The organism is Acinetobacter sedimenti, assembly GCF_022601685.1.
GTDB classification, from domain to species: domain Bacteria; phylum Pseudomonadota; class Gammaproteobacteria; order Pseudomonadales; family Moraxellaceae; genus Acinetobacter; species Acinetobacter sedimenti.
The window spans coordinates 72866-85791 of the sequence record NZ_JAKUML010000012.1 but is presented as its reverse complement, the minus strand read 5'-3'; the positions used below and the strand labels follow the sequence as shown (position 1 = coordinate 85791).

Sequence of the window (12926 nt, the reverse complement as noted above, 5' to 3'; positions counted from 1 at the left end):
TATCATTCAGTGACTTAAGGTCACAATTCTGGCTCATTAATCTTACTGACTAAAAATTCGCTCAAATAAACTTCGAGTAATTTCTACCAATTCAATCAATGAATATATATTCGATCAATCAATCAGTAAAAATCCACACAAGTTGTTCTTCTTTAACTCTTAATGAATCACTCAATACTTCGTCAGCATCAAGCTAGGTCGGCTATATTACTCTCTATCTCTAAAAAGTCAACTGGATATTTAGATATTTTTTAAAACTTATTCCTTAAACTTAAAACCTAACCGCTTTAGCCAAGTCCCTGTTTATCAACAAGTTTTTATCTAACTGTCCGCCAATAGGTGCGCATTCTACACCATTAATTCAGCGATGCAACCCATTAATTTCATTTTTTATTTTAAGTGTGTGTTTTTTGGACATGTTAATCTGATTCATTTTGACTGAGATACAGTGTTATTGTTTGCGGAAGACCAAATCCTTGATATGATCTAGCCTATCATTTGATCATTGGTGTTTTATGTTTACTCACTTTTTTAAATACTTACTCTGTAGTGTTGTATGTTATTCGCCTTTTGTGTTCGCCAATACAACTATAACAGCTGAGGCATCTACCCAAGCCCAAGCGCCTATAGTCGATCAAACTGAAGTTAAGACAACACATCATCGCTCAAAAACAATTGAAGCTTTAAAGAACATTCATACAGAACAATTAAAAGTGGATGCAAAAGCAAATCAACCTGAAGCAATAAAAGATCCCCTACAACCACTCAACCGCAAAGTTCATAATTTTAATATGGCTATTGATAACGCTGTAGTCCGCCCAGTTGCAGTTCAATATCAATCTAAAGTTCCAGATAAAGTTCGTAGTGGGTTTGGTAATTTTCGCAATAACATGCGTGACCCATGGAATGCCGTCAATCAGCTCCTACAAGGAAATCCTAAACAAGCAGCAAAGACACTCGGGAGATTTACACTAAACACGGTAACTAGTTTAGGACTTGCAGATCCCGCTAAAACCCAAAACCTTACATCTGAGAATGAAAACTTTGGAACAACACTTGGTGTTTGGGGTGTACCATCAGGACCATATATTGTTTTACCCTTTTTAGGCCCGAGCACCTTTCGGGATGGCGCAGCTAAAGTAACAGTTGACTCCTTTGCACGTCCACAAAGCTATATTTTTAGAGATGATAAAATATTTTGGTCTTTTAATGTAGCCGAAGGTGTTGATACCCGTGCTCAGTTTTTAGAGCTTGATTCTGTTGTACAGGGTGACAAATATGCTGCTCTGAGAGATATGTATTTGCAAAAGAAAAATTTTGAAATTTCGACACGCAAAGGTGAGATCTCTTCCGAAGACATGTTTATAGAAGATGATAGTTTTTCAGATGATGAATTTACCGACGAAGAACCTTCAACTACCGAAACATCTGAATCTAACGAAACTTTACCTGATAGCGAATAACCTCATCGTCTATTAGATTAAGTTTGAGATATTTTAATTATGTATTTTGTGTACCCCTCTCGAGAGCTCAGACAATTGGACAAAGCTTTGACTTTGTTTGCAGATATTGAGTGGGTCAAACTTACATTAGTCAACATGTGCGATCCAAATCAGATCTACATTGCCGATGTTCTTGATTTTTTGACTCACCAGTGGCCATGCCCCACCGTCGTGATCGCACGTGAACATGAAGGCGCTGCGCTCAGCGAAGCATGGCAAAAAGGCGCTTTGGCAGGTTGGATATGGGAAGATTTGCCTGAGCAACCTTTTGATAAGCTACAGCAAATTGAAGCACAATATAAACGCAATCAAGATAGCCGAGATTTGCCCACAGCCGCAGAGCTTCAACAACGCCTTCTGCCGACGCCAGAGCAGTTTAGACAATACAACTTTCAATATTTATTCCAACCGTCTGCGTATCTTTCGGGGGATTGGATTGATTTTTGGCAAGTGAATGATGATCAAATTTTATTTTATCTCGCTGATGTTTCTGGACATGGTGTAACAAGTAGCCTACTTACTTCGTGGCTTGCTGGATTCCATAAACGTGCCCATTCACCAGAGCATCTCATTTTAAAATTAAATGAAATGCTGATCAAAGAAAATATTGAAAAGCACATTACCATGATTGCAGGCATGCTTGATCTAAAACAAAATCAATTGCGCTGTATTAATGCGGGGCATTTTCCACCTGCAATTTACATTGCTCCAAACCAAGATCCTGTCGTCTTTAATTCGAGTAGCTTTCCACTCGGTTTAACAGAGGATTTGAAGATTGATGAAATTACCGTTGAGATGCAAAGTGGCAGCCAGTTTATCCTATGTTCCGACGGTGCACTTGAACCTTACAAAGGTGGCATCAATGAGCAATTCCAACAGTTACTGAACGATCTTTCTCAGAAAAGTTTTAATCCACCAATTCAGGTCAATGATGACATTGCCATGCTGAAAATCATTCACGCCTCAAACTAACCCATTTTTCATTGAATAATATTTACATAAAATTCTTTAGCATTTAGCAATCCTTTTCATCTACTCTAGACCGTGGAAAATTAGTTCAAATTAGCGACATTTTTTGTCATTTATTTGCTTATTTTTTAATCTCAAACACGTACTATTCTTTAGACTTTAGCCATATTTAAATAGAAATAACTTATTGTTAATAAACAATTAATTTCAATGTAATAATAATATTTTAATTTCAATGCTTGCGGACATATATGCGCTATGGGATAATTATGTATGTCTTTTAATCATGGCATTTATATGTCTATTGGTCATATCGAATATGCAAGTTTGAACGGTACCCACATTTTTAAAATTGTAGGCGAAGTCCGTGCTCATGGTTGCATTAGTTTAGATAAATTGCTCAACAAACTGGATCAAGGCGAACAAGTTGTTGGTGCAATTGTTGATCTTACCGAAACCACATTTATTGATAGTACTGTGCTCGGCATATTGGCGAAGCTTGGTCTAAAATTGATGTCGAATCACAATATCCAAGCGGTAATGCTATCAACAAATGCTGATATTACGACGCTTGCAAATAGCATGGGTTTAAATCAAGTTTTCGTGATTTTAAACTACTGTGGTAGCTCAGACGTCTGCACAAAAGCTTTGGTTGAAGAAAATGTTACACATGCAACCATGCTAAAAACAGTATTGGATGCGCACCGTACTTTGATGCAACTCAATGAAAATAATCAAAATATGTTCGAGCCATTGGTTAAGCAATTGCAAAAAGAGCAATCTTGCATGCAACCAACCGCATGTAACTCTAAAGTCTAATTAATTCTCTGAGTTTAATTCTCTATTCAAACTGCATACAAGGAGTAACACGATGGTTTTACTCGCTGTAACGCAACTTAATTCGCAAGATAATATTGATGCCAATTTTTCTACAGTAGAACAGCTCATCATGGATGCCAAAGCGCAACATGCTGAACTGATTGTGCTGCCTGAAAATTTTGCCTGTTTTGCCGCAGGTCAGCAATTTGCAACGGCAGAGCGCTTTGATGAATTAAAAGTTCGAATAGAGCAATTGGCATTTCAACATCAAATATGGATCATTGCAGGCACATTGCCCTGCCCTTATCGCCCTGATGGCGTGATTGTCCCTGATGGACGTGTTCGCACGACAAGTCTGTGTATTAGCCCTGAGGGAAAAACCGTCGCACGTTATGACAAAATTCATTTGTTTGACGTACAGGTTGGCGATCATATTGGCGCCTATCAAGAATCCAAAGTCTTTGAAGCAGGTGATCAGCCTGCGGTGGTAAATACCCCTTTTGGTAATATTGGGATGATGGTTTGCTATGATGTGCGCTTTCCAGAATTTGCAATCAAACTACGTGAGCTCGGTGCAAATATATTGTCTGTACCTGCTGCATTTACCTATACCACGGGTGAAATGCATTGGCAATTGTTGCTACAAGCACGTGCAATGGATACGCAATGTATGACATTGGGCTCAGCACAGCAAGGCTGGCATGGTAAACGTCAAACTTGGGGACACAGTTTGATTTGCCAATCACAGGGAAAAGTTCTTACGCAGACAGATCACGCAGGTGCGCAGTTACTTTTTGCACCATTTGATCTTGATGCGCAAAATCAAATCAGAGCATCAATGCCACTACAATCCCACCGTAAATTCATTTAAGCTTAAACTTTGATAATCTTGATGAATCAAGCTGTTGAATTGATATGCACTCTATGGAATCACAAACCCAAAAAGCACTTACTGGTCAGCGCCTACGCTCACTGGCATTTGCTTATTTGGCAAAAAGAGAATTTTCCAAAGCACAGCTTCGCTTAAAACTCTTAGAGAAAGATGCTGATGCTGTAGAGGTTGACACCCTCTTAGATGAGCTGTCCGATCAGAATTATCAAAGTGACGAACGTATGGCAGGCATGGTGGTTCGTAGTAATCTACGTCAAGGGAGAGGTCCTCAGCGTATTCGTCAACAGTTGAAAAAACATCAGATAGATGCTGAATTAGCAAGCGGGGATTTGGCTGAAGTCGATTGGTTTGCTGAGGCATTAGCAACTAAAGTTAAAAAATATGGGACTGAAGTTGCTACAGATCCCAAACTCAAAGCGAAACAGATTCGATTTTTACAATATCGTGGTTACAGTATGGATGTCATTTTTAGAGTGATTCAATTTGACGAACACGTATAAAAAATCAAGCATGCTAGACGTGATCAGTGATCAGCTTTTTTAATTGTTTCAGCAGCCTTTTTGAGCGCAAAACCCATCATTTCATGTTTCATTTCTTTTGTCCCGAGTGCCACGATCATCATTGGATGATTTGGCGCATGCACCGCAGACAATACCGCTTTACCATTCTCTGCATCTAAAGTAATGGTCTGTGCACCTTGCAATTGAATTTCTTTACCAAACGCACTAACCATTGCCAAAATTGAGCTACTTAGAGCGGCTAGCTTGCCTGTATTTGAGACATTTTTTTTGTAGACATTAGCAAGCTCAAAGCCATCTGTTGAACAAACCATCACAAAGTCCACGCCACGAACATTCATCAATATCTCATTGATCTGCACTTTAGCGATATTCACGAGCTCATCTGGGACTTGTGGTTGATTATTAGCGTGATTAAACATGCGAATTACCCTACATTTTCCAATTTGACTTCAATCTTAGCGATTAATGTTTCTAACATCAGTAAGATATCTTTTTTCTGACGTGCATCAATAAAAAATAACGGATGCAACTTATCTTGTTTGGCCATCCATTGTTGATAGATACGATTATCACGATCTTTCACCACATCGACATGGGTTACACCAATCACGATATGCGAGCTAAATGCTTTGAACGCATCATAATAAAATTGCAAATCTTGAATAGGGTTGCTTGCACTATGATCAATCAAAATCACTGCGCCGATTGCGCCTAGCCCCACCATTGGCCACATAAAATCAAAACGCTGCTGTCCTGGTGTACCATACAAGCCTATTTTTACACCATCATCCAAGGTAGCTTCACCATAATCAATACCAACTGTCGTCTGTGGCTTTTGATGTGTTGAAGTGTCAGTATTCTTCGCTTCTGTAGAAATGACATCAATCTCAGAGATCGTTTGAATCGCTGTAGACTTCCCTGCACCGATTGAACCGCCAAAGACAATTTTATATTGATGTAGAATCATAGTGATATCCTGATCATTGACAGCCTAGAGCCCCAATTAGAGTCCGAACCGACGTCGTAATCCACCCAAAAATTTATGCGCTTGTTGATCATCATTTGCATGATTCGATTTTGGCGCAAGCTCAAAATTAGCCTGAGATTTTGAAATCATTTCACCGAACCCAGCTGTGACAGTTGCCACAACATATTGACGGACACGATCATAATCGAGTTGCAAATGCTCGGCGACAAATTCCATATCCGCACCTTCGGCAAAACATGCAGATAATCTCAAAATATCACGACGATCAAAACCGTCTTCCGCTTGAGGCCAAGCAAGCAATTTCATAGCACCCTTTTGTGGTGCAAAATCCAAATAGCTTGGCGAGCGCCAAAACAAATTCCACAAATAAGATTGTAAGTTTTGCTGTTTGGTTTCACTCAAGCGTGCACTATCTGTCATCGTTGCATAAGTAAAATTAATCGTTTGATCGGTGTTCTTCTTGATTCTCGATTTATCAACCAAGAAAGTCTGGCGCTGTGTATCTGCAATACCAAGTACACCATGACGATCAAAAATCTGAATCCGTCCATTTTTTGGATCGAGCAAATCTTGAACAAACTCTGCTTTGGTTGCGTAAGTTTTTTTAGCATCTTGCTTTTGCTGTTTGACTTTAAATTGCTTTTCTTCTGCCTCTTGTTGCTTTTCTCTCTCTGCTTGCTCAACTAAGGTTTCAACTTTCGCCTCAAAAACATGCTCACTGAGCCATAGCTGTAAAGCATTGCGATCGGTCACAGGTAAATGCAACACACCATTTTCAATAATGCTAGGACGATCTGAACGTGATTTTACTTTCAGTACATTGATCCGATTATTCTGCAAAAGACGCTGAATACTCGGCGATTTGTAAAAATCTTCATTAATCAATAGGGTTTGCAATTTTGATTCGGCAACATTAGACCATTGAATTTCCATATGATGTGGTGCCATTGATTTGATCAAAATTTTAAGGTCGTTTAGCTCTCTTAAACTCAATCCAAAAATCGCAATATAAACCGATTGTCTTGCACTCATCAGTATATCCACTCACTGAAATTCAATAAAATATCCCTATTACAAAGGTTTAGGCAAAATTCAAACCTTTGACAAAAGCTCTCAGCTCATGTCGAGCTAACGCCAAATTTGATTTTGAACGATCTATAACCAAATACAAAAACAATGCATCATTCCGCTCAAGTGGTCGGATGATGTGATACTGACGACCCAAAGTAATCAATATATCTTCAATCTCATCATCCAAATCCAACGCTTTGGCAACTTTGCGCTTTGCTCGCAATACTTCTGCATTCCCAGCAGAAGCAAGCTCTAGATCAAATCCCACACCTTGCGTTACCATCGCCAAACCACTTTCGCTATCGACCAATGCACCCGCAATAAAACCATCAATCTCCGTTAATGCTTCTAATGAAACTTTAGCCAAGATCCTTTCCCCTTTGCATCTATTTTTTACACTAAAACATCAATTGAGCCGAGTTAGACTTACTTCAATTAAATAAACTTAACAATATTATCTAAAAAAGTGATTAACTTAACAAAATATTATATATGATTTTCACCTGATCTCAATAGTGTTTTTTTTAAACAAGATAATAATCTATTTGATTTTATTGAAATTATTTATAATTAATTGACTACTTCTGTCAACTTAAAACGGTCTGTGTCATTTTCGCTTAGAAAATAAGCGAATCTCGCTTAAAAAATATTTCCATTAGCTGAAAATAAATACATTGCTTTAGTCAGCATCAAATTTTGGGTAAAATAGCGATTTTTATCTTTTACGCTTAGGCCTTATGTCCATTTCAGACCTTCCGCATTTTCATGGCATTACGCTATACAGTCATAATAATGATTACCAATGCCACAGTACACGTCTGATTTTGGCGGAAAAAGGCATTCAATATCGTTTGATATTGGTAGAAGATAGCGAAATCGAAGATCTGACTCAAATTAACCCTTATGGTTCTTTACCCGCTCTAGTTGACCCACAAACGAAGCTCTATCATCAATTGATTATTAATGAATATATCGACGATCGTTATCGACAAAACCGTCTATTCTCTGATGCACCCGCAGAAAAAGCACAACAAAAACAACTGTTATGGCGCATTCATCAAGACTGGTTTAAATATGCCGATCAACTGTTACATCATCCTGAACAACTAAGCGATCTTGAAAAGAAAAAAGCACAGCAAGAGCTCCAAGATGTAATGATTAACCTCAGTCGCTTGTTTCAGCATTCCAACTACTTTATGTCTGATCAATTTTCGATTTTGGACTGTAGCCTTGCACCATTGTTACTACGCTTGCCATCAATCGGAATTTCACTGTCAGGCAAACACAGCAAGGCACTTTCACTCTATTGTAAACGTGTTTTTAATCGTGACAGTTTTAAACAATCCATGACACAAGTAGAGCTTTCACGGTATAGTGATTATTTAAAGCTTTTCAACAACTAAGGTGCTACACATGACCGATGCCAACTTGACCCCAACCCGCCCCTATCTTGCTCGTGCAATATATGAGTGGATTTGTGACAATCAACTGACGCCTTATCTGTTGGTTGATGCAACACAAAGTCATGTCAAAGTGCCAACGCAACACATCAAAGATGGGCAAATCGTACTCAATATTGTGCCGCATGCTGTACATCAGTTCCAAATGGACAATAATGCGATTTTCTTTAGTGCACGTTTTGGCGGTGTCCCTCAAGAAATCTATGTGCCTATGTCTGCGGTACTTGGGATTTATAGTCGTGAAAATGGTCAGGGCTTATTCTTTGATCCAAAAGAATATGACGGTCAAACTTCCACAGAGGATGCACTCCCAGAAATAGAACAGGATCAGTCTGAAAAAACTGATGAAAATAAGAAAAAACCGTCGCTACGTGTGTTAGATTAACTGTAATAAAACAAGAAGGACATCTCATGGCATTTGATTTTGTCAGCTACATCGGACAACAGGTCGAACAGCAACAGCCTAAGCTTTTGGCATCACAACCCAAAGTAGAGCGTAAGCAATTTGTCTTACATCTTTTGGCTTTGCAAGTGGCTGAATTAATTTCTGCACAGAAGAAAAATGCAAATGAAGTCTATGCACAAATACAAAATCAAGATGTAGAGCCACTTGCCTCACGTACCATTTCGCATATCCAAAGTGAAGAAAAAGCAGAATATTATTTTGCCCCGATTCAATCTGAGCTCCAGTCTGCCAACCACGATATTGCGCAAATCTTTTTGCAAGAACTTCAACATCTCGATCAAAGTGCCTCACTTGGGCAAGATGGCATTTCTGAATTGATTGATGGTCAGCATCATTGGTTACGCGTCCATGCCAATGGTTGGTTTTGGGATAGTATTGGGCAACCTGAGCACAAACGTGCCGAAGACATCGAAGCAGAGCAAGCTGTCGATAGTCAACAGGTGATGAAAGAGTTTAGCCAAATGATCAGCCAAAATGTACAACATGATGCACATCAAGCAGACAATGACCATACACATCAGCACGCACATCAAAGCCATACGCATCAAAACATAGTACTCGCACCAACCGCGGAAGCATCGAAACTGTATTTATTTTTAAATCCGCTGATTGCTTTGGCAATCATTATCTTTATCTATAAAGTGCTTTTCTAAAGTTGCAATCATGACTTTAAATCTTGGATGTTAAATCCTAGCCACAAAAAAACGCATGAGCTCAACAGCGCATGCGTTTTTTTATTCACTGAGCAATTATTTACTTTTCACCGCATCGCCCCACGCAGGAACCACAGTTTTCATCAAGGGCTTTAATAGCTTTAATGAACAGGCTAAGACTTGACCATTATCAAGACTATCTTGACCACCACGTGCATCTACTACCGTACCGCCTGCTTCACGAACCAGTAATTCACCTGCTGCGATATCCCACGGCTTAAGATTCACCTCAAAGAAACCATCAAAGCGACCTGCCGCCACATATGCCAAATCAAGTGCCGCAGAACCTGCACGACGAATTTGTGCACCTGCTTTGGTCACCGCAAGTAAAGATGCAAAGTGTTCTTCCTCATGTGATACGACTTCTTCACCACGTAAAGATTTGAAAGGATGACCGACTGCAAGGAAAGTATTTACAAGGCTGTCTTTCACATTGACACGGATACGACGTTGATTGAGCATCGCACCACGACCACGACTGGCAGAGAACAGCTCATCACGCACAGGATCGTAAATCACGCCATGTTGGGTGACGCCTTTGTGCTGTACCGCCATTGAAATACAAAAATGTGGAAAACCATTAATAAAGTTTTGCGTACCATCAAGCGGATCAATGATCCAACACCAATCAGCATCGTGACCTTTGCCTTCTTGATAGCCAAATTCTTCACCGAGGAAGCTATGATTTTTATAACTGCGTTTTAATGTATCAATAATCATCTGTTCAAGATAACGATCCACACGAGTGACTGGTCCATCAATGCCCTTTTCTTCGACTTGCAAATCGAGCATATGGCGATTTTTATGCGCCTTTAAAAGCTCTTCACCGACCAATTGCGCCGCACGAGCAGCCATCACCACCATAGGTTCCATTGAACACCGACCTTGAATAATTACAGATGAGAAAATACAGATTAAAAAGAATAATGCCTAAAGCCTACGTATTCTAGCAAACTTTAGGCATTTCCGTGAAGTAGAAATTTTTCTGAAAAAATTGAACTTTTGAATACAATGAAATTAGGGTCTGTTGACATTTCAACCATGTCTTGCGTTATGAGCTAAAACAACATAACTGAGGCATGAAACGCAGGGAATGGTTATTCCCTTGCCAAGTTTCATAACGAAAGGTATGGCGGTTTTAGCCATAACCCTTCGGGACAAGGATGCTTTTTGACGCTACGTTGTTATAAATTAGTCATTTAGAATGACTAAATTTCCTCATTCATGCCTAGTACCGTCTAAAAAGCATCCGTTGTCGCAAGCATCTGTGAAATGTCAACAGACCCTATTGCGAAGCAAAAACTTTAGCTGAAATTTTATCGTGTTCAGCTTGCTCAGTGAGCGACTGATAACGCTGTTTGATTTGATGAAAAATACCGACTTCATCTAATCCAACACTGGCAAGCATTTGCGCAGGCGTGGCTTGTGCTAAGAACTGATCAGGCAAGCCGATATTCAAACATGATACAGATAAAGACTGCGCCACGATACTTTCATTGACTGCACTGCCTGCACCCGCCATGACTGCATGCTCTTCAACGGTAACCAGTATGTCGCTATCTAAGGCGCATTGCTGAATCATGCGATGATCAATCGGTTTGACATAGCGCATATTCACCACACGAACCGCAATATTAAGCTGTTCAGCCAATTGCTCTGCAACTGCCATACACGGATAAACCCGACTACCAAAAGCGAGAATAGATACCGCATACGGCGCAGTACCATATTCAGCAACGACTTCCGCTTGCCCAAGTGGCAAGATCGACATCTCTGTAATGATCTCTGCACCTACACCTGTGCCACGAGGATAACGCACCGCCGCAGGGCCTGGATAATGGTAAGCCGTGTGCAACATCTGACGACATTCATTTTCGTCTTTCGGTGCAAGGATCACCATATTTGGCACAGTACGCATATAAGCATAATCATACGCCCCAGCATGGGTTGGTCCATCTTCTCCGACCAAACCTGCACGATCAATCGCAAAAGTGACATCAAGATTTTGCAGTGCCACATCATGGATCAGCTGATCATAGCCACGCTGTAAAAAGGTCGAATAAATTGCAACGACTGGTTTTAACCCTTCACACGCCATCCCTGCAGCAAGTGTGACCGCATGTTGTTCTGCAATCGCCACATCAAAGAAACGCTGTGGATAATGTTTAGCAAACTCAACCATGCCCGAGCCTTCACACATCGCTGGTGTGATCGCTAAAAGGCGTTGATCTAGATTGGCTTCATCACAGAGCCAATCACCAAATACATCAGAATATTTTTTAGCAGATTTAACTGGGACAGATGTGCTGACATTTGGATTAATTTTAGTAATGGCATGATAGCCAATCGGATCAGCTTCGGCAGGTTCAAAGCCTTTGCCTTTTTTTGTATAAACATGAATTAAACGAGGCCCTTTTCGCTGTTTGACGGCATTTAAAACTTGCGTGAGCTCTTCCAGATTATGCCCATCAAAAGGTCCAAAATACTCAAAACCCAATGCTTTAAATAGATTATCTGCAGCGTCGGTTGCTGCATCATGTAGACGAGAGGTATATGTCCACTCAGGATGAGGTAAGATCGCCACTTGACCTTGCGCATCCAAGCTAACCGACTGCCCACTTTTCCAAATCGCTGCTAAATGCTTGGCAAAACCACCTGTGCTACATGAGATCGACATATCATTGTCATTCAGCACGACCAGTACATCGGCTTGATGCGCCACAGCATCATTCATCGCCTCGAACGCCATACCTGCGGTCATTGCGCCATCGCCGACTACAGCAATACATTCACGTTGTTGATTTTGATAGCGACTGGCAAGTGCCATACCGAGCGCCGCTGAAATCGCTGTGGAAGAATGTCCGACGCCAAAAGTGTCATATTCGGATTCTTCTCGGGTAGGAAATGCCGCCAATCCATCTTGCGCACGAATCGAAGTCAACGCCTCACGACGACCTGTCAATGCTTTGTGCGCGTACGCCTGATGACCGACATCCCAAATCAGACGATCATGTGGCGTATTATAACAATAATGCAAGGCAACTGTGAGCTCAACTACACCCAAATTCGCACCAAAATGCCCACCGCTCTGCCCTGCGGCATACAAAAGATAGTGACGCAGTTCATCAGCCAAAGTCGCCAACTGATCAACAGAAAGCTGACGCAACTGTGCTGGATAATCAACGCTATCTAAAAGTGGAGTATGAGGTCGTTGCGTAGGAATCTTGGTATACAACATATGTGGCTATGCCTTCAAATGCCTTGCTAAAGGTTGCTCGGGAATGTTTGTCAGCTGATTGCAATAACTATATTACAACATATAACTGCCACATTTTAATTAAAAAAATTGCACTTATGATGTGAATCTAAGATGCTTTTGTTGCGTTCTACCAAATCTACAAAAACACAAGGTCGAAAAAACTTCAGAAGCGTGCAAAATTAGGTCGCAAAATAAAGCGTAGATTATCCTGAATAATGACCCTTGATAGCAACTATTATTGACTGATGAATACAAAAAAGTGCGCT

General features: G+C 40.3%; 14 protein-coding genes. 8 read left to right on the top strand and 6 right to left on the bottom strand.

The features are described from left to right. The first annotated feature begins 515 nt into the window (after positions 1–515). From MKI79_RS08755 to MKI79_RS08735, 5 genes are all read left to right on the top strand, one after another. Positions 516–1463 carry an MlaA family lipoprotein gene (locus tag MKI79_RS08755; protein WP_241572215.1) on the top strand — a complete coding sequence of 316 codons (948 nt, stop codon included), beginning with the start codon at positions 516–518 and terminating at the stop codon, positions 1461–1463. 39 nt (positions 1464–1502) lie between these two features. Continuing rightward, on the top strand, positions 1503–2474 hold the full coding sequence (locus tag MKI79_RS08750) for a PP2C family protein-serine/threonine phosphatase (RefSeq protein WP_241572212.1): 972 nt from the start codon (positions 1503–1505) through the stop codon (positions 2472–2474). 294 nt (positions 2475–2768) lie between these two features. Next, the gene (gene gigB, locus MKI79_RS08745) at positions 2769–3290 is read left to right on the top strand and encodes an STAS domain-containing protein (RefSeq protein ID WP_241572227.1); all 522 of its coding nucleotides are present in this window, start codon (positions 2769–2771) and stop codon (positions 3288–3290) included. 52 nt (positions 3291–3342) lie between these two features. Beyond that, positions 3343–4161, top strand: coding sequence for a carbon-nitrogen hydrolase family protein (locus tag MKI79_RS08740; RefSeq protein ID WP_241572210.1), 819 nt, complete (start codon positions 3343–3345; stop codon positions 4159–4161). 53 nt (positions 4162–4214) lie between these two features. Then, positions 4215–4682, top strand: a complete 468-nt coding sequence (locus MKI79_RS08735) for a regulatory protein RecX (protein WP_407651608.1) — start codon at positions 4215–4217, stop codon at positions 4680–4682. A gap of 23 nt (positions 4683–4705) precedes the next feature. On the opposite strand, the gene MKI79_RS08730 is transcribed toward MKI79_RS08735, so the two are convergent. Genes MKI79_RS08730 through MKI79_RS08715 form a run of 4 tightly spaced genes read right to left on the bottom strand, consistent with a single transcriptional unit; the run spans position 4706 to position 7129 of the window. Continuing rightward, complete coding sequence (locus MKI79_RS08730) at positions 4706–5122, bottom strand: roadblock/LC7 domain-containing protein (RefSeq protein ID WP_241572204.1); 417 nt, start codon at positions 5120–5122, stop codon at positions 4706–4708. 5 nt (positions 5123–5127) lie between these two features. Beyond that, positions 5128–5670 carry a GTP-binding protein gene (locus tag MKI79_RS08725; RefSeq protein WP_241572201.1) on the bottom strand — a complete coding sequence of 181 codons (543 nt, stop codon included), beginning with the start codon at positions 5668–5670 and terminating at the stop codon, positions 5128–5130. A 36-nt stretch (positions 5671–5706) separates the two neighbouring features. Further along, positions 5707–6723: a hypothetical protein gene (locus tag MKI79_RS08720; RefSeq protein WP_241572198.1), complete on the bottom strand. Its 1017-nt coding sequence runs from the start codon at positions 6721–6723 to the stop codon at positions 5707–5709. Between the two features lie 49 nt (positions 6724–6772). Beyond that, positions 6773–7129: a roadblock/LC7 domain-containing protein gene (locus tag MKI79_RS08715; RefSeq protein WP_241572195.1), complete on the bottom strand. Its 357-nt coding sequence runs from the start codon at positions 7127–7129 to the stop codon at positions 6773–6775. Positions 7130–7499: 370 nt separating this feature from the next. On the opposite strand from MKI79_RS08715, the gene MKI79_RS08710 reads away from it, so the two are divergent. Genes MKI79_RS08710 through MKI79_RS08700 form a run of 3 tightly spaced genes read left to right on the top strand, consistent with a single transcriptional unit; the run spans position 7500 to position 9341 of the window. Further along, positions 7500–8165, top strand: a complete 666-nt coding sequence (locus MKI79_RS08710) for a glutathione S-transferase N-terminal domain-containing protein (RefSeq protein WP_241572192.1) — start codon at positions 7500–7502, stop codon at positions 8163–8165. A 10-nt stretch (positions 8166–8175) separates the two neighbouring features. Then, entirely contained in the window at positions 8176–8607 is a 432-nt protein-coding gene (locus tag MKI79_RS08705) for a ClpXP protease specificity-enhancing factor (protein ID WP_241572189.1), read from the top strand. 26 nt (positions 8608–8633) lie between these two features. Then, positions 8634–9341, top strand: coding sequence for a hypothetical protein (locus tag MKI79_RS08700; RefSeq protein ID WP_241572188.1), 708 nt, complete (start codon positions 8634–8636; stop codon positions 9339–9341). Positions 9342–9437: 96 nt separating this feature from the next. Here MKI79_RS08700 and MKI79_RS08695 read toward each other — a convergent pair whose 3' ends face one another. Together MKI79_RS08695 and dxs are read right to left on the bottom strand one after the other, a co-directional pair. After that, positions 9438–10274: an inositol monophosphatase family protein gene (locus tag MKI79_RS08695; RefSeq protein ID WP_241572185.1), complete on the bottom strand. Its 837-nt coding sequence runs from the start codon at positions 10272–10274 to the stop codon at positions 9438–9440. 412 nt (positions 10275–10686) lie between these two features. After that, the gene (dxs, locus tag MKI79_RS08690) at positions 10687–12639 is read right to left on the bottom strand and encodes a 1-deoxy-D-xylulose-5-phosphate synthase (RefSeq protein WP_241572182.1); all 1953 of its coding nucleotides are present in this window, start codon (positions 12637–12639) and stop codon (positions 10687–10689) included. Positions 12640–12926 lie beyond the last annotated feature (287 nt).